The organism is Caballeronia sp. GAWG1-1 (assembly GCF_023631465.1).
Classification (GTDB): domain Bacteria; phylum Pseudomonadota; class Gammaproteobacteria; order Burkholderiales; family Burkholderiaceae; genus Caballeronia.
Window position 1 is genome coordinate 25,254 of the sequence record NZ_JALQDB010000007.1, and the last position, 17,700, is coordinate 42,953.

Annotated in this window: 16 protein-coding genes; 9 read left to right on the top strand and 7 right to left on the bottom strand. The window is 63.1% G+C overall.

The annotated features are described in order from the left end of the window. Nucleotides 1-45 precede the first annotated feature (45 nt). Genes NCT03_RS03900 through NCT03_RS03930 form a run of 7 tightly spaced genes read left to right on the top strand, consistent with a single transcriptional unit; the run spans nt 46 to nt 7,637 of the window. The gene (locus NCT03_RS03900; protein ID WP_250491999.1) at nt 46-1,311 is read left to right on the top strand and encodes a Gfo/Idh/MocA family protein; all 1,266 of its coding nucleotides are present in this window, start codon (nt 46-48) and stop codon (nt 1,309-1,311) included. Nucleotides 1,312-1,334: 23 nt separating this feature from the next. Next, nucleotides 1,335-3,065, top strand: a complete 1,731-nt coding sequence (locus NCT03_RS03905; protein WP_250492000.1) for an ABC transporter permease — start codon at nt 1,335-1,337, stop codon at nt 3,063-3,065. Nucleotides 3,066-3,103: 38 nt separating this feature from the next. Next, nucleotides 3,104-4,177, top strand: a complete 1,074-nt coding sequence (locus NCT03_RS03910; RefSeq protein ID WP_244827372.1) for an ABC transporter ATP-binding protein — start codon at nt 3,104-3,106, stop codon at nt 4,175-4,177. Then, nucleotides 4,174-4,920 carry a hypothetical protein gene (locus NCT03_RS03915; RefSeq protein ID WP_244827373.1) on the top strand — a complete coding sequence of 249 codons (747 nt, stop codon included), beginning with the start codon at nt 4,174-4,176 and terminating at the stop codon, nt 4,918-4,920. The genes NCT03_RS03910 and NCT03_RS03915 overlap by 4 nt, the downstream gene beginning before the upstream one ends. Before the next feature lie 30 nt (nt 4,921-4,950). Continuing rightward, complete coding sequence (locus NCT03_RS03920; protein ID WP_250492001.1) at nt 4,951-6,021, top strand: ABC transporter substrate-binding protein; 1,071 nt, start codon at nt 4,951-4,953, stop codon at nt 6,019-6,021. Nucleotides 6,022-6,030: 9 nt separating this feature from the next. After that, a complete protein-coding gene (locus NCT03_RS03925) occupies nt 6,031-6,885 on the top strand; it encodes a sugar phosphate isomerase/epimerase family protein (RefSeq protein ID WP_244827375.1) in 855 nt (284 codons plus the stop codon). A 2-nt stretch (nt 6,886-6,887) separates the two neighbouring features. Then, the gene (locus NCT03_RS03930) at nt 6,888-7,637 is read left to right on the top strand and encodes an SDR family NAD(P)-dependent oxidoreductase (protein WP_250492002.1); all 750 of its coding nucleotides are present in this window, start codon (nt 6,888-6,890) and stop codon (nt 7,635-7,637) included. A gap of 4 nt (nt 7,638-7,641) precedes the next feature. Here NCT03_RS03930 and NCT03_RS03935 read toward each other — a convergent pair whose 3' ends face one another. Genes NCT03_RS03935 through NCT03_RS03945 form a run of 3 tightly spaced genes read right to left on the bottom strand, consistent with a single transcriptional unit; the run spans nt 7,642 to nt 12,335 of the window. Then, entirely contained in the window at nt 7,642-9,423 is a 1,782-nt protein-coding gene (locus NCT03_RS03935) for an FAD-dependent oxidoreductase (RefSeq protein ID WP_250492003.1), read from the bottom strand. 57 nt (nt 9,424-9,480) lie between these two features. Further along, nucleotides 9,481-11,250 (bottom strand): FAD-dependent oxidoreductase, encoded by a 1,770-nt coding sequence (locus NCT03_RS03940; RefSeq protein ID WP_250492004.1) that lies wholly within the window; start codon nt 11,248-11,250, stop codon nt 9,481-9,483. Between the two features lie 17 nt (nt 11,251-11,267). After that, a complete protein-coding gene (locus NCT03_RS03945) occupies nt 11,268-12,335 on the bottom strand; it encodes a Gfo/Idh/MocA family protein (RefSeq protein WP_250492005.1) in 1,068 nt (355 codons plus the stop codon). Nucleotides 12,336-12,823: 488 nt separating this feature from the next. Between NCT03_RS03945 and NCT03_RS03950 the strand changes: the two genes are divergently transcribed. Then, on the top strand, nt 12,824-14,380 hold the full coding sequence (locus NCT03_RS03950) for a methyl-accepting chemotaxis protein (RefSeq protein WP_250492006.1): 1,557 nt from the start codon (nt 12,824-12,826) through the stop codon (nt 14,378-14,380). A gap of 281 nt (nt 14,381-14,661) precedes the next feature. Here NCT03_RS03950 and NCT03_RS03955 read toward each other — a convergent pair whose 3' ends face one another. Both NCT03_RS03955 and NCT03_RS34050 read right to left on the bottom strand, forming a co-directional pair. Continuing rightward, on the bottom strand, nt 14,662-15,042 hold the full coding sequence (locus tag NCT03_RS03955; protein ID WP_250463896.1) for an NUDIX hydrolase: 381 nt from the start codon (nt 15,040-15,042) through the stop codon (nt 14,662-14,664). A 328-nt stretch (nt 15,043-15,370) separates the two neighbouring features. After that, a complete protein-coding gene (locus NCT03_RS34050; protein ID WP_250525555.1) occupies nt 15,371-15,577 on the bottom strand; it encodes a hypothetical protein in 207 nt (68 codons plus the stop codon). Here NCT03_RS34050 and NCT03_RS34055 point away from each other — a divergent pair. Next, nucleotides 15,558-16,016 (top strand): hypothetical protein, encoded by a 459-nt coding sequence (locus NCT03_RS34055; RefSeq protein ID WP_350030137.1) that lies wholly within the window; start codon nt 15,558-15,560, stop codon nt 16,014-16,016. The two genes, NCT03_RS34050 and NCT03_RS34055, sit on opposite strands and share 20 nt — an antisense overlap. Before the next feature lie 333 nt (nt 16,017-16,349). On the opposite strand, the gene NCT03_RS03965 is transcribed toward NCT03_RS34055, so the two are convergent. Continuing rightward, a complete protein-coding gene (locus NCT03_RS03965; protein ID WP_250492008.1) occupies nt 16,350-16,967 on the bottom strand; it encodes a hypothetical protein in 618 nt (205 codons plus the stop codon). A gap of 11 nt (nt 16,968-16,978) precedes the next feature. Next, nucleotides 16,979-17,605, bottom strand: a complete 627-nt coding sequence (locus tag NCT03_RS03970) for a type VI secretion system amidase effector protein Tae4 (RefSeq protein WP_244827383.1) — start codon at nt 17,603-17,605, stop codon at nt 16,979-16,981. Nucleotides 17,606-17,700 lie beyond the last annotated feature (95 nt).

Genomic DNA, 17,700 nt, shown 5'->3' on the forward strand with positions numbered 1-17,700 from the left:
CGCTCAGACGGCTGCATCGAGCGAACTGGCATCGGAGAGAGACACATGGCTTTCATCAGATACGCCGCAATCGGCTGCAGCGGCATGGGACGACGACATCTGCACGGTCTCGCGCAACTGAAGCGCAGCGGACTTGCGAACATCGAGCTTGCGGCCGTCTGCGATCTCAACGCCGAGAGCGCGCGCAGCATGGCCGAAGAAGCCGCCGCGCTCTTCGGCGCGCGGCCCGCCGTGTACGCGGACATTGGCCAAATGGCGCGCGAGAATCCGGAGATCGTTGCCGCCGATATCGCCACGGACGCCGGCTCGCACATGAGCGTCGCGTTGCAGTGCTTCGCGGCCGGCCTTCACGTGCTGTGCGAAAAGCCGCTCGGCATCACGGTGTCAGAGTGCCGCAGGATCGTGAATGCGGCGAGGGATGCCGGGCGCGTGCTCTCGGTCGCGGAAAATTTCCGGCGCGATCCGATCAACCGGCTCGTGAAGGCGCTGCTCGACGATGGCGCCATCGGCACGCCGCGCCTGATGCTGGAAACGAGTATCGGCGGGCGCGATGTGATGGTGCAGACGCCGTGGCGGCATCAAAAGCCATCGGGCATGGTGGTACTCGATTCGGGCGTGCACAACGCGGACATCATCCGCTTCTACATGGGCGGCGTGGCGAGCGTCTACGGCGAAAGCCGGCTGCACGAGAAGACGCGCCGCGTGGCCGCGCGCGCAGGCGGTTCGGCATCCGAGACGGACAAGTGGTGGCGCGCGCCGGACGGCATGCCAACGGAATTCGAAGCGAGCGGCGACGACGCCACGTATTCGCAACTGCGCTTTACTTCGGGCGCCATCGGCCAGTGGGTGAACGATCGCGCGGGACATGGCGAGCATCGCGAGAGCCGCGTCATTCACGGCTCGAAAGGCTCCATCGTGGCGCCGGGCGACCGCAATGGCCGTCCTGTCACGCTTCATCTCGACGATGGCTCCGTCATCGCCGATGCGCGCATTCTCGAGCACGCGCCGAGCTATCGCCTGGGGCCGGTTGCTGCCGCGCTTTTCGGCGATGCGCGTCCGTGGACCTATTCGTTTGCCTTCGACGAAGTGGACCAGCGCATTCTCGCGCTTCAGCTTCACGAACTCGCCGATTGTGTGATGCACGGCAAAGCGCCCGAAGTGACCGGCGAGGAAGCGCTTGCCGATGTCGCGCTCGCGTATGCGCCGATCGAATCGGGCAGGCTCGGCCGCAGCGTGAGCCTCGCCGAAGTGATCGATGGCGAGGCCGCACCCTATCAGGCGGAAATCGACGAGATGCGCCGCCGGTCCTGACACGTCGACTTCGGGAGCGAAGTTTGAATCCACATCACGTACAGCCGCTTGCCGCCGACCGCGCGCCCGCAGCGCGCGCGGGCATCTCCACGCGCCGTCTGAACCAGATCGGCATGTTCGCGCTGCTCATCGCGGCGCTCGCCGTGCTGATCGTCCTGCCGCTCGGCGCGTTGATCCTGCGCGGCTTCGTGCGTATCGACAATGGTCATGCCAGCGCATCGCTTGCCGCTTTCGGCAAGGTATTCGGCGATATGAGCTACTGGATCGCGATGGGCAACACGCTCGTCATCGCGCTCGGTTCCATGCTGCTCGCGACCGCGCTCGGCGTCATGCTCGCGTGGTGTCTCGTGCGCACCAACGTGCCGTGGCGCGGCTTTCTCGAACGCGCCGCCGCCATGCCGATCTTCATTCCGCCGTTCATCGGCGCGTTTGCGTGGATTTTGTTCGGCGCGCCGCGCATCGGCATCTTCAACGTGGCGGCGAAGTGGATGAGCATCGGCCAGCCGTTCAACGTGTACTCGTATCTCGGCATCGTCTGGGTGATGGGCATCTACATCGCGCCTTACGTGATGATGATCGTCGCCGGCGCGCTGCGGAACATGGACCCGAGTCTCGAGGAAGCCGGGCAAGTGGCCGGCCTCAACCGCTTTCGCACGATGCGCGTCATCACGCTGCCGGTGGTCGGTCCGTCCATTCTGTCGGGCGCGGTGCTCGCGTTCGTCATCAGTCTCGGGCTCTTCGGCACGCCTGTGCTGCTTGGCATGGCGAAGGAGATTTATCTCGTCACCACGCGCATCTACCTCGAATTGCAGCAGTTTCCGCCCGATGCGGGCATCGTTGCCGTGCTGGCGATCTATCTCATGGTGCTTTCGGTCGCGGCCAATCTCGTGCAGCAATGGATGCTGCGCGGCCGTTCCTTCGTCACCGTCACCGGCAAGGGATTCAGGCCGCGCCTGATGAAGCTCGGCGCGAGCCGTCATGCGATCGCCGCCGCGATCTGGTGCTATCTCGCGCTCACGGTCTTCGCGCCGATTGCGATCATCGCGGCGGCGGCGTTTTCGACCTACGCGTGGTCGGGACACTTCACCTGGAACAACCTGCGCTTTCTCTGGACCACGGTGGACGTGCGCACGACCTTCGTCAACAGCCTTCTCATCACGATCATCGCGGCGAGCGCGACGACGGTTCTGGGCGTCGCGGTGTCGTGGTTCACAACGCGCTCGAAGATGCGCGGCCGTCAATGGATCGAAGCCATCGTCCTTTTGCCGATGTCCGTGCCGAGTCTCGCCTTCGCGCTCGGCGTGTTCTTCTTCTGGGTCGCCATGCCGAAGTGGGTCGGCGTGTACGGCACGGTGTGGATCATCATCATCGCGCTGGTGGGGCGCTACATCAGCTACTCGGTGCGCGCCATTTCCAGCAGTCTCGTGCAGATTCATCCCGAACTCGAAGAGAGCGCGCGCATCTCGGGCTACGGCTGGACGCGCGCGCTGTCACGCATCACGTTGCCGCTCATCATGCCGAGCGTGATTTCGAGCTGGGTGATGATCTACAGCATCTTCGTGTCCGAGCTTTCCATCGTGCTGCCGCTTTATACCGCCGAGACGCGCACGCTTTCCATCCTCAGTTTCGATACCTGGTCGATCGGCCAATTCTCGCAAGTGGCCGCGCTTTCGCTGCTGCAACTGATGATGGGCGTGGGTGTCATGGCGGCGGTCGCCGTCATCACGCGCCGCCGCGAGAGTTCGATTGTCTGACGCGCGCCATACGATCACCCGATACGAGAGTCCACGCCATGACCGTTGCCATTCAGTCCCTCACCAAGCGCTTCGGCGGCGTGCACGCCATCGACGATCTCACGGTGCAGTTCCGCCCGAACGCCATCACGGTGCTGCTGGGCGCGAGCGGCTGCGGCAAGACCACGACCTTGCGCTGCATCGCCGGGCTGGAGCAGCCGACGAGCGGCGAGATCGAGATCGACGGGCGCACCGTGTATTCATCGACGCGCAACATCGACCTGCCGCCCGAGAAACGCGAACTCGGCATGGTGTTTCAGTCGTATGCCATCTGGCCGCATTTGAGCGTGATGGAAAACGTCGCGCTGCCGCTGCGGGCGCGCGGCACGGCGCACGCGGCCATCGACACGCGCGTGCGCGACACGCTCGCTTCGGTGGGGCTCGGTCAGCAAGTGGATCGCAGCGCGATGCAACTCTCGGGCGGCCAGCAGCAGCGCGTATCGATTGCGCGCTGTCTCGTGGCCGATCCGCGTCTCATCCTGATGGACGAGCCGCTCAGCAATCTCGACGCGAAACTGCGCGTGGAGATGCGTCACGAGATTCGCAATCTGCAGCGGCGCATCGGCGCGACCATCTTGTTCGTCACGCACGATCAGGAAGAAGCCATGTCGCTCGCCGATGAAATCTTTCTCTTCGATCGCGGACGTATCGTGCAGCGCGGCGCGCCCGAGGAACTGTATTTCCGGCCGGCGGTGCGCTATGTCGCGGAGTTTCTCGGCAAGGCCAATCTCTTTCCGGTTGCGCTGCGTTCGCACGCGGGCGAAACGGAAGTCGTGGCGCAATCCGGGCAGATCGTCGTGAAGGGCGATGTGACGGGCGCCGCCAACGGCAACGAAGCGCTCTGCATGGTGCGGCCCGAAGCGTGGCGCGTGCAGGCGCGCTCGCACGCGGGCGTGCCGGGCCGCGTGCGTGAAAGTTCGTTCGTCGGCGACCGGCGCGAGTTGCGCGTGGAAACGCCGCTCGGCGATCAGACCGTGGTGACGCCCGGCTTCGAACGCTACGCCAACGGCGATGAAATCACCCTGAGCGTCGCGCCCCAGCATTTGCACCTGATGAGAGGAGAGCTTCAATGATCGCTGTCGGCACCGGTCTCTTTACCATGTGGAACGACATCCCGCCCGCCTACGGCCGCGAGTTTGCGCTGATGCACACGCGCGACCACGTGCCCGAGCACATGGCCTATCTCGGCGATGACGGCATCCGCTGGGCGCGGCGCTGTATCGACGGACAAGGCGACATGCCGCGCTTCTTCACGTTTTACGGGCTGACGAGTCTTGACGTGCTCACCGACGAGAAGCACGCGAAGTGCAAGGTGACGGAGACCGCCTGGTTTCTGAAGATGCGCCCGCATTACCGCGACCGCATTGCGTATCACTGCTGGGTGCTGGCAAGCGCGGGCGGCGGCACGGGCGGCACGGTGGCGACGCTCTTGATCGACTTCGCCGACGATGCACGGCAGGATGCGCCGCGTCTCGCGGCGCTCGTGGATGACCTCACGCGTTTGTCGCCCGTGGTCGGCGCGCATCTCGCCGCGCCCGAATGGAACGTGCCGATCCGCGTCGGCGAAGCATTGCCGGCCGGGCGCGAGGGCAACGAAGCGGTGGGCGTGGTGATCCTCGAAGGTTTCGATCGATACGAACTGGCCGCGTGTCTCGAAGACGTGCGCGAGCAACTCGTGGCGAGCGGCGTCGCGGCACGCGTGCGTTCAGCCGGGCATTACGCGCAGGCGTACCGGCTGGACTATGACGAGCTTGCGCATCTCGAACACTTCCGTCGCGACGACGCGCTCATCACCGAACGCTTCGACCTGAAATAGCCGAACGACTACAAATCATCAGGAGACAACATGACCACTTCGATAAAACGGCGCCGCCTCGTCCAGACACTCTCGCTCGGAAGCGCGGCGCTCGCGCTCGGCATCTCGCCGCTGATCGCGCACGCCGAGCCCGACAGTACGCTGATCGCGGAGGCGAAGAAGGAAGGCAAGCTCGTGGTGTATGGCGATCTCTTCACGGTGCAGATCATCGTCAAGGGATTCACCGCGAAGTATCCGGGCATCGACGTGACGACCGCGACCGGCGACGCCTGGCAGATCTATAACCGCTTCATCGGCGAACAGCAGGCGGGACGTCCGGTGATGGACGTGTTCTATCAGGCGGAGGACACCATCATCACGGCGGGCGCGTCGGGCACGCTCGCCGATGTGTCGTATGGCGACAAGGGCGTGCTCTTGCCCATCGCCACGCCCGCACAGGGCACGACGTATCTGCGCGGCAACGGCCAGTTGTGCCTCTTCGCCTACAACAAGCAGTCGATCGGTTCCGCGCCCATTCCCGCCGACTGGCAGGACTACGCGAAGCCGAAGGACGAATGGGACGGACTCGTGGCGACGACGAATCCGGCGTCGTCTTCCGCGACCTTCGCGGTGATCGCGAGTCTTTATCAGCATTACGGACCCGAAGCCGGCGGCGCGATCCTCAAGGGCGTGCGCAAGACCAACGCGGAACTGGTGGCCTCCATGGGCGTGATGACGACCAAGCTGCAAACCGGCGAACGTCCGCTCGATTTCTTCACCAACACGACGGCCGCGACGGGTCTCATCACGCAAGGCGTGCCGGTTGAAGTGAGAGTGCCGGCATCGGGCGCGGTGGCGCAGTTCAACGCGGTGGCGATCAGCAAGACGGCGCCGCATCCGAACGCGTCGAAGCTCTTTCTGGATTACGCATTGAGCGCGGAGACGCAGACGCGGCTCGCGGCGGCGGGCGCGTATCCGGTGCGCAAGAACGTTGCCGCGCCGAAGGGCTTGCCCGCGCTCACGAACGTCAAGCTGCTCAAGCTCGATTTGCCGCAGGCGCTGAAGGATCGCGACACGATCCTCAAGTGGTGGTCGGCGAGCACCGGTTTCAATACGCGTTGAGGAGAAACGATGATCGAGGAAGTGAATTTACATGACGTGTCGGTGGCGAACCTGACCGTGGCGGGCGGCGCGCCCGTTGCGCTGATCGAGGCCGCCGCGGCGGCGGGACTCGGCAAGGTCGGCTTGCTTTTGCGCACGGCGACGCCCAAGCCGCTCGCGCACGAAGTCATCGGCCGGCCAGACGTGGTGCGCGAGATCAAGGCGGCGTGCCGTGCGAACGACATCCGCGTGTTCGACGTGGAAGCGTTCATTCTTTCGCCCGCCGCCGATATCGACACTTATCGCGCGGCGCTCGCCACCGGGGCGGAACTGGGCGCGACGCATATCTCGGCGGTCGGCACGGAACTGCTGACCAACGACGCGTTTTTATCGGCGCCGGAACGCATCGAACTGTTCGGCCGCTTGTGCGATGCCGCCGCCGAATACGGCCTGCATGTGGGCGTCGAATTCATGCTGTATCGCGACGTGCGCACGCTTGGTGAAACGCTCGAGTTGCTGAATGCGGCGGGGCGCGCCAACGCGGGCGTGATCCTCGATGTGCTGCATTTTCATCGTAGCGGCGCGCGCCCGGAAGAACTCGACGCGGTGCCGGCCGAACGTATTGCCTACGTGCAGTTGTGCGATGCCGTCGAACGAAGTCCGTCGCTCGACGGGCTCGCCAACGAAGCCCGCACCGCGCGCCTGCATCTAGGCGATGGCGTGATTCCGCTCGATGCGATTCTCGACCGCTTGCCCGCCGACGCGCAACTCGTGATCGAGACGCCGGTTGCGGCGGATGCCGATCTATCCGATGCACGCAAGGTAGCCCATTGCACCGATGCCGCGCGTCGTTTTTTCGCGCGGCGCGCAAGCCAGCGAGGTTGAACATGACGATCAGCCAGGCATTCGAAGGACGCGTCGCCCTCGTGACGGGCGCTGCATCGGGAATCGGGCTCGCGTGCACGGAGCGCTTGATGTCGGAAGGCGCGACGGTGGTCCTATGGGACATCGACCAGAAGCGGCTCACCGCGTGCCAGGAACGTCTGGGCGAGCGCGCGATTGCGCAGCGCGTCGAGGTCACGAACGAGGACGAAGTACGCGCCGCGCTCGAAGCGGCGGTGGCGCAGACGGGCAAGCTCGATATCGTGGTCAATAGCGCGGGGATCGTCGGATCGAGTGCGTCGGTGTGGGAGATGCCGCTCGATGCGTGGAACAAGGTGCTGCTGCTGAACCTGACCGCGACGTTCATCGTCTGCAAGGCGGCCGTGCCGTATCTGCTCAGAAACGGTTATGGACGCGTGGTCAACATGGCGTCGATTGCGGGCAAGGAAGGCAATGCGAACCAGTCGGCGTATTCGGCTTCGAAGGCGGGCGTGATCGGCCTTACGAAGTCGCTCGGCAAGGAACTGGCTCAGCGCAATATCACCGTCAATGCAATTGCGCCGGCATCCGTGCAAAGCGAGTTGCTCGCGCAGATGCCGCCCGAGCAGATGAAGATGCTGCAAGCCAAGATTCCGATGGGACGTCCCGGCACCGTGCAGGAAATCGCCGCCCTGATTCGCTGGTTGAGTAGCGAGGAGAGTTCGTTTTCCACAGGCGCGGTGTTCGATGTCTCGGGCGGGCGGGCGACTTACTGACGCTTCAATGCGTCGGCGTCGGCACGCGGTTCAGGTCGAGCGGCAAAACGAGATCCTCCTGCACCGCGTTTTCGTCTTCGTAACGATGGATGCCCGCCGCATGCCGGCCCGCGACATAGCCGAAGGTCATCGCGGGACCGAGATTGATCCCGCCTGACGGGTAGAATCCGCCCATCACGCTTGCCATGTCCGTGCCCACGGCATAAAGGCCGGCGATCGCCTGGCCGTGCTGATCGAGCACTTGCGCCGAGCCGTTCGTCTTCAATCCCGCGAAGGTGCCGAAGCTGCCCGGGTACACCTTCACCGCGTAGAACGGACCGTGTTCGATAGGCGCCACACACGGGTTCGGCCCCTGATGCAACGGGTCGCCCATCTTGCGGTTATAGGGCGTCGAACCGCGTCCGAATTCCGGGTCCTCGCCGCGCCGCGCGTGGTCATTGAACGCGATGACGGTTTTAACCAGCGCATCGGAATCGATACCGCAGCGGGCGGCCAGCTCTTCCAGCGAATAACCGCGTTGCAGGTAGCCGTTGCAGATGAAGCGGCGCATCGGAACCGGGAAGGGCCGCACGTAGCCCAGGCCGTATCGGCGCAAGAATTGGTGATCGCAAATCAGCCATGACGCGACTTCCTGACCGTCGGGCGCGCCCGCGACCATAGCGGCGGTGTAGTCGTAATAGCCATCGGCTTCGTTGACGAAGCGCTTGCCGTTCGACAGCACGCCGATCACACCGGGCTTGCCGCGATCGATGATGTGCGGAAAGTGCCCGATGCTGCCATCCGAATGCGTGACGCGCGATACCGGCGCCCATGCGGCGGGCGAAGCGACATCCGTCACGAGCGAGCCGCCCGCCGATTCGCCCAGGCTGATGCCATCGCCCGAGCAGCTTTCAGGCGGCAGCGCCAGATGCTCGCGGCCTGTCGGCGTGCGCGGGAAGAGCGCCTTGCGGCGCGTGAGGTCGTTCGGAAAGCCGCCGGCGGCGAGCACCACGCCCTTCGCCGCGCGAATCGTGACTTCGCCTCTCTTCGTCGATACGACAGCACCATGCACCGCGCCATCCTCGACGATCAGACGCTTGGCAGGCGCGGACTCCATCAAGGTCACGCCGAGATCGTCGGCGGACTTGGCAAGACGCCCGACGAGCGCCACGCCATTCACGAGATGCATTGCGCGGCCGTGAAAGGCGAGGTCGCGCAAATGACGCGTGAAGCGCTTCGTCACGTGGATGAACGAGCCGAACGAGCGTGTCATGCTCAGAAAGGCCATGAGGTCGGCGCCCGCCATGATCGGCATGCCCATGAACGAGGTTTCGCGCATGGTCTTGCGCAGGCGCTTGTTGAGCGGACCGATTTCGCGCGCATCGTAGGGCGCGGCGATCACCTGATGCCCTTGCGTCGCGGCGCCTTCGACGTGGCCATGCACATCGGGAATCTGATTTCCGTCCACGAACCGGAGCGCGGTGTGCTCGTGAAAGAAGCCGACCATGTGCGGACAATTGTCCAGGAAGGCATCGACGCGTTCGGGATCGTAACGATCTCCCAACTCGTTCCTGAGATACGTGCGCGGCTGTTGCGGATCTTCGATGATGCCCGCGCGTCGTGCGAGCGGATTGCCCGGCACCCACATCCAGCCGCCCGACCACGCCGTGGCGCCGCCGAAGACGTCGTCCTTCTCGACGACGACCACTTTAAGCCCGTGCCACGCCGCGGTAACGGCGGCAGCGAGACCCGAGGCGCCGGAGCCCACGACCAGCAGGTCGCAGTCGATTTGATTCGGAGTATTCATGTGCCAGGCCGGTTCGTGGTGTTCGATTGTGGCTGCTTCAATTTCGTCGACAGCGCATCAAACCCTGACGCGCACCGGAATGTCCCGCAGCCCGACCACGAATTCAGGATCGGCGACGGGCACGGCGCGCGCCGCGAACTTCGCGACACGCCATCCGAACACGAGTGCGGGTCCGAGCGTCGTTCCCGGCCCCGGATAAGTGCCACGAAAGATCGATGCGAGGTCGTTGCCGCATGCGAAGAGTCCGGGAATGGCGTTGCCGTGGTTATCGAGCACCTGACCGTCGGCGTTGCCGGACAGCCCCGCGCTGCATGCCAGATCGGCGGGCCACACCGTGACGGCGTAATACGGTCCCGCGCCGATGGGCCGCACGCAGGGATTGGGCTTCTGCGATGCATCGCCATTGAAGCGGTTCATCGCGCTTGCGCCGCGCTTGAACTGCGGGTCTTCGCCGCGCGCCGCGTCGCGGTTGTACGCGGCGACCGTGCGCTCCAAGCCGCTGGCATCGACCTCGAGCTTCGTCGCCAGTTCGGCCAACGTGTCGCCCTTGATGAGATATCCCGCCTTCACGAAGCTGGCAATGCGCGCCTGGCTGCGTTTCTTCATCACGAGTCCGAGGCCGTAATCGCGCAGGAACGCGGCATCGACGATCAAATGCGCCGGCACGCTCGTGCCCTGGCCGTTGTCGCGCAGCATGCCCATCACGAAGTCGTGATAAGAATCCGATTCGTTGACGAAGCGCTCGCCACGCGCGTTCACGGCGATGAGTCCCGGCTTCGCGCGATCGAGAAGAATGTGCGGCCAGACGCTATCGGGCTTGCCTTCGCGACGCAGGATGGAGCAGGGCATCCACAGGCCGGGGCTTTCGCAGCCATCGTCGAGCCTGGCATCGAGAGTGAGCGCGCGCTCGATGCCATCGCCCGTGTGCGTTTGCGGCGAGAGCGACAACGGTTGTGCGGCAGCGGGGAACAACTGCTTGCGCAACGCCGGGTTGCGCGTGATGCCGCCCGTTGCGAGCACCACGCCCCGGCGCGCGCCGATGCGCTTCTTCGAGCCGCCTTTCTGTCCGACCACGGCGCCCGTCACCATGCCGTGTTCGACGACGAGTTCCAGCAACGGCGTCTCGAAACGCACTTCCACGTTCTGCTTGCGCAGGCTGTAGAAGAGACGCGCGGCGAGCGCGTTGCCCATGACGAGATTCGTGCCTCGCTTGTGGCGCAGGCGGTCGGCGACATAACGTCCGACCACCGACAACGTGCGTGTGAAATTTTTCTTCGACGCGAACGGTTCGAGCAGCGCATCGAGGTCCGTGCGCGCGACCATCATCCCGCCTAAGCCCATGAACTCGGGGCGCGGCGGCCTTACGCGGGCGAAGTCATCGCCGAGCAGCCGGCCATCGAAGGCGACGGGCGCGAGCGCGCGTCCGCCGAACGCCGCGCCGGGACCGCTGACGTAATCGGGATGCGCCGCCGCGGCCACGAATTTGACCTCGCTGATGCGCTGAATTTCCTCGATGGCCTGCGGGCCGCTCGCCAGGAACGCCTCGCGTGCTTCGTCGCCGCCGCGATCGCCGACCACCGACGCGAGGAAGCGCCGCGCGTCGTCGGTTTTATCGGGAACGCCCGCGCGCACGCTGTCGCTCGTGCCGGGCACCCAGGTCGTGCCGCCGGAGGTCGAGGTAATGCCGCCGACCGCGTCGGTCTTCTCGCAGATGAGCACCTTCAGACCTTCGTGATGCGCGACGAGCGCCGCGGTCATGCCGCCCGCGCCCGCGCCGAACACGAGCAGATCGACTTCTTCGTCCCAGGGTTGAGTCATCGAATTCATGCGCTTTGTCTCCTGTCTCATGCCGTGCGGTCGATGCTCGCTTCGGCCGTTGTTGCGACCGCCACCGGCGCTCTCGATGCGGCCGCGCGATGCACCGCGAATGTCGTCGCGAGCGTGCGCGTTGCGTCCTCGCCTGAACAGACCGGCGCTTCCTTGCCGTCGATCACCGCCGAGAAATGCCGCAGCTGCTCGTGATACGGATCGCCGCGATGCGGTGTGCTTCGTTCGACGGTCAGCGGGTCATGCCAGCCTTTGCCGCTGCGGTAATCCCAGACATCGAGCAAGGGCAGCGTGAGCGATCCATCGGTGCCCGTCAGAAAATGCGTGTTGACGTTCTGACGCGGGTAGTGCGCCGCTTCGCCCGCCGCGAGATCCCAGTTCCAGGGCGATGCCGCGCAATCCGAGACCGCGAGCGTGCCGAGCGCACCGCTTGCAAACCGCAGCAGCACGGCCGCCGTGTCCTCCACTTCGAAGCCGCGCACCGCGTTGGATGTCTGCGCTTGAACCTCGATCACTTCGCCGAGCAGAAACCGCATGATGTCGATGTCGTGGATCAGGTTGATGAGCACCGGACCGCCGCCTTTTTCGCGGCGCCACGCCATCTCGAAGTAGCTGTCGGGTTTATAGAACGTGGCAAGCGCCATGGCCGCAACCGGCGTGCCGAGGCGGCCGGATTGGACGATCTCGCGCGCGCGCCGCAGGATCGGGTTATGCCGCCGATGATGTCCGACGATGAGCGGCACTTGCGCTTGCGACGCCGCGCGGGTCAGTTGTTCGGCTTGCTCGACGGTATCGGCGATAGGCTTTTCCATCAGCACCGCGACGCCCCGTTCGATGCACGCCAGTCCGACTTGCAGGTGCGTCGCGTTCGGCGTCGCGACGATCGCGCCTCGCGGTTTGACCTCGTCGAGCATGGCGGTGTAGTCGGCGAACCAGCGCAGGCCTTCGGCGCGTGCGAACGCTTCGGCCGCCGGCGACGGATCGGCCACGGCCACGATCTCGCAATCGGGATGCAGCCGCGCGCGTTCCACATGCATGCGCCCGATCGCGCCGGCGCCGATGAGGGCAAGGGTCGTCCTGCTCATTCGTGTCTCCTGTTGTGGTGTCTCGCGCCGCGCATGTTGCGTGAAGCGTTTGACGGCACGCTATATCCTGTTATCGCGAATACGAGGCTATTTCGGAATAGTATTCCAACTTCAAAGTTTATTCCACACCAAATTGGATCGTGATGCTGGAGGCAATCCATGCCTTCGCGCGCAGGCTCGCGAACCGAGTCGTCGATGAAGCGGAATGTGTCGCGGAGCCTACGTAGCCGGCGTCTTTGGAGTTCGAATAGGCGGTGACGCGGCCTTTAGCGAGCATCGACGGACGGCCAGCGACCGAAGGCGTCGCGAAGCTAGTCTGAACGCGTTGAACGCCGCGACGTGGATAGACGAAGCGCGCTTTATCCGTGCGTAAAGCGACGCCAACGTGATGCGTGCCCTGTTTCATCGCCTTCAGTTTTCCCGCGAGACAGCCGATAAAAAAGCGATCGGCGCACATTGCGCGTAAACCCTCGAATTGAAGACTCTCGATGAAGCTCAGCCTCAAGATTCCGCTCGCTTTTGCCGCCGCGCTCTTTTTCATGTTCGCGGGCGCGTTGTACGGTATTTTTGCCCTCAATCAATCCATCGACACCTATCGGACAGTGGTTGCGGATAACGTCGCGAGCGAACGCATGGTGTCCGCGACGCTGGTCGCCTTCAAATTGCAAGTGCAGGAGTGGAAAGACACGCTCTTGCGCGGCAAGGACCCCGAGAAACTGCAGAAGTACTGGTCGGCTTTCCAGACTCGCGAAGCTACCGTGCACAAACTGGCCGATGAACTCAAGCGCACGCTTCCCGCGGGCGAGAGCCGCGATTTGATCGACCGCTTCGCTTCCGCACACGCCGCAATGGGCGATGGCTACCGGCGCGGCTTCGATGCGTTCAAGGCCGCGGGCTTCGAATCGTCCGCTGGCGATAACGCCGTAGCGGGCGTCGACCGCGAACCGGCCGCGCTGCTCGAACAGGCGGCCCAGAAGATTGCCGCCGATAGCGCCGGAGTGTCCGCGCACGCCGATAGCGCCGCGCGGCAAGCGTCGTTCATCAGCGTCACGTTGATGCTCTTCGTGCTGGCGCTCTCGTTGATCGGCGGATATCTCTTCAGCCGCACGGTGTCCGGTCCGCTCGTCCGTGCGCTCGGTTGCGCGCGCGCCGTGGCGAAGGGCGATCTCTCGCACGAGTTCGAAACCGACGGCAAGGACGAAATCGCCGAGTTGCTGGTGGCGCTCAAGCATATGCAGACGAGTCTCGCGACGGTCGTGAGCAAGGTGCGCCAGAACGCGGAAGGCGTGGCGACCGCGAGCGCGGAAATCGCATCGGGCAATCTGAATCTGTCTTCGCGTACCGAGGAGCAGGCGGCGTCGCTCGAGGAAACGGCGGCAAGCATGGAAGAGATCACCGCGACGGTGCGTCAGAACGCGGATAACGCGGTCGCGGCTTCGTCGCTTGCGGAGAATGCATCGCAGACCGCCACGCGCGGCGGCCAGATGATGGAAAAGGTCGTCGAGACCATGCACGGCATTTCCGAGAGCGCGGGCAAGGTGGGCGAGATCATCGCCGTGATCGACGCCATCGCGTTCCAGACGAACATCCTTGCGCTGAACGCAGCCGTCGAAGCGGCGCGCGCGGGCGAGGAAGGGCGCGGTTTTGCGGTCGTGGCATCGGAAGTCCGCTCGCTCGCTCAACGCAGCGCGACGGCCGCGAAGGAGATCAAGGAGCTGATCGAGCAGTCGGCCGGCCGCGTAGAGACGGGCTCGTCGCTCGTGCGGGACGCGGGCAGCATCATTGCGGATATCGTCGGCTCGGTCGAGCGCGTGACCGATGTGGTCGGCGCGATTTCGTCGGCGTCGAAGGAACAGACCACCGGCATCGAACAGGTCAACATGGCCGTCACGCAGATGGACGAGGTGACGCAGCAAAACGCCGCGCTGGTCGAGCAGGCATCGGCGGCGGCTCAGGCGCTGGCGGAGCAGGCGAGGTCGTTGCGTGACGTGGTGGCGATTTTCAAGCTGCGGGGAGATGGTATGGGGACGATGCGGGCCGCGTAGGTGTCGGTTTCGCAGCTTGGCCGCGCGCGACGTAGGTCGTAGATGACACCGATGCCCGCGTATGCGCCGCCGCCTTCAGCACGGTGTCGCCCTGTCAGTAGCCGAAGCGATTGTTGAAGGGCTTGCAGTGGTCGAGATCGGCATGGCAGGCCACGAACGCGACGCCATGCCAATAAGCCGGTCGATATGCGCGATAAGCCGGGCGAAGTGCAACGGCCGATGTGCGGCCGAGGCGTGACGTCTTTCGGGATTGACGAGCTCGTCTGCGTCGCGGTTCGGCTTTATTTTCCGCGGCCGTTCTTACGCTTATGACTGACGAGCTTCACGATATCGTTCGTTGGCGTGCTCGTCATGAGCCGTGGAATGTCTTCGAGATTCACCCAGCGGCATCGCGAGATTTCATTGCTCGGACGCGGCTTGGCCCGAGCGGAGATATCGCAATAGAAGACGTGATGATGCTTTTGCTTGCCTCTGAAGTCGAAGAGATACTTGGCCGACTTGCCGGAGAGTTGTGTTTCTTCCTTGAGTTCTCGAAGCGCGGCGTCAGGGAGATGCTCCCCGCGCTTGAGGATTCCGCCTGGCAGTGCCCATTTCGATTGGCGACGTGCCACTAGAAGAATGCGTTTTCCCTTTCGACAGATAACAGTGGCGCGCTTCTTCAATTGAACTCCACTTTGTTCTTTTGGATGCGATGGCTCATGTCTCATCCACCTTCGTCGTCAAATGGCTTCGGCTCTTGGCGTCAGCTGTGAAGAGCCGCTGACGGGGCAGAAACGTGCGCTAATGCTATTACAAGAAAGCGGCCTTTTGTGATCGATTTCATAAAAACACACGAATGAGAAAATCGGTGGCTTGACACAAAAGTTTCATTGAGCAGATGCGCGTCGTAGGTGCCTTGAGCGTCTTCAATGTCGATGACGCTGCCAGCGACGGTTGCACTGGCAGCGGAGCGTTCTTCGACGTGTTGCGAGGTTCGCGATCGAGCGGCGGTCAGGCGTTTGCAGGACGGCCGGTCTTGACGGTTTCGAGCGCCTTGATAGCGGCGACGATGCGCTTTTCCGGCGCGGCGTCGAGCACGGCGAGTGCGGCGCGCAGCAGTTCGCTCTTCTTTACGCGGATGCCGTTGTCGAGGCACTTCTGCTTGAGCGATGCAATCTTCGCGTAGTCCGCTTTTGGCATGGTGAAGCTGTCGCGCACGACTTTTTCCTTCTTCGCTCGCTTGGCTTTCGCCGCGGGTTTGGCTGTATCGGCAGGAGCGCGCGCGGTCGGTTTCTTTTCCCTGGCTTCGGTTGCCTTCGTCTTCGGCTTCGTTTTCGACTTCGTCGCGGGAGCCGAGGATGCGCCGGCTATGGGCTTGGCAACTGCTTTCTTCGCGGGCTTTTTCACTCCACCCGATGCGGGCGCCGCAGCCTTCGACCGGGTTTTCGTTGCGGTCTTCGTGGCCGGCTTCTCGTCTTTTGCGACGGCGTTCTTGGGAGCATCGACAGCCTTGGTGGCGGGGGCATCGATTTTGGGTGTGCTCATTTTTTCTCCTCTTGATGTGGAGAAAACAGTATATACGGTTTTATCTCGTGGCGAATGTCGCCGTGGGTCGAGGACATGGGCTGATGTCTACCGAGGTAGTTCATGTCGATGAGCGGATGAGTCAGCGTGGCATGCGACTCATGTTCTGCGACGAGCGTGGAGGAGGGAGGCTGAACTTGCTTCGCGGCGCGTTCAGCAGTTCGCCATTCTCAGCGGTGCTTCGGAAAACTTAGACGCACTGAGTTTTGTGGTTGCTTGATTGCCGCGCTTCGAGACTCTGCGACCGGCGTTTGCATGAAGCGCGTTTCGAGGAGCTGTGAGCATAGCAGGAGCGTGACGCGGGACGATCTTCGACCTTTTCGTCAAAGTGACGCAAGGTGATGTTTCGGAAGAGCGAGCAACATGTCCCGCGTTTGCTGTCGCGCTTTGTTGGCGGATTGTTGGGTCAGTCTGGCGCGTTATCAGGCGCGCAGAGATTCATCGACTTTATCGGGCGGGCTCCCGGCAGATTCTCCTGCGGAATGAGCGAAAAGGCTTTCCAGTCCGATTCGTTGACGTAAGCGACACCGCCCTTACAACGCATATGCGCTTGTTTATGGCGGCCGTCGCACCAAGCACCATCGATCACGCAACGTTGCCATTGCGGGATAACGCCGTCAGCCTTTGACTCGCCCTCTTTGGCGTTGGTGTACGTTTGCACGTTGCGCGTCGCGATCGCCATGTACATGAAATCGAAGTCCGCAACGACAGGTCGGGCGGATTCGGCATCGCGATATCGGCTTTTCAACTCGAAGATGTAGCGAATGCCAGAGCCGAGCAACGCGGCGAGAACCATTGCCGTCAAGATTGCAACGACGCGATAAAGCTCGAACTTGACCAGACGCGAAAGCAAATACCCAGCAACCGGGAAGACCAGAATCGTCAATAGGCTACACAACAACGCGAGGTTGAGCGTTGCGCTCGGGCAGTCCAGACCGCACCCGGGGTTCTTGTCGAACGTGAGCAAGATGCACAGAACCGCTAAAGCGGTTAGGCATCCCGCGACCGTGAACAGCGTCAGCACTGCAAGCCTTCTCACTTGATTTCCCAAAACGAGATCGACTTCGAACCTGCCAAGTCGGACCAGCTTATATTCGAAGCAATGGCGGCTCCTTGTCGGAAGGACGTGATGCCAAAGCGGCGGCCTATGGTTGCGAGGGCGTCGGGGGCACTGCTTATCGTAAGCCTCGATCCGTTCCAGAGATCAATGTGTCCGCCGCTCGCATTAGCCGCACCCTCACCTTCGCGAGTCCAGTAACGAGAGAACTGAATGATACCTGTACGACCTTTTACTCTCGCTTCCCAATTAGCGCCTGTCACGTCTTCAGGCTTTGGGAGACCTGCGAACGGTTGTAACTTCAGCCATTGCCCCATTTCGTCGGCGCGTGTTGCCGTTGGTTCGCCGTCAAGCAGGATTCGTCCGAGCTTTCCTCCGTTCATTGGATGAATCAGCTTCTCGGAGAACGACTTCATGCCGATCCCGACGCGATGAAGCGTGACGCTCATGCGAATGGCGCATTGATTTTCATATGTGGAGTTGTCGTATGGATTGCCGCTCGGATAGTTCGCCCATAATTCGGCGAACGTCACGGCATTCAAATGCACTTCTTTAATTGAACCGGGCGTCTTGTTGGTTTGTACAACCGTTTTCTTATTCGGCATTACTGCCATCCTTCATGTGCCAAGGCTTCGTCGCCCCAGTGGATCGCGTAGGTGTCTGCGCGGTCGGCATAGATGCGAGGCAAGCAGCGAGTGCT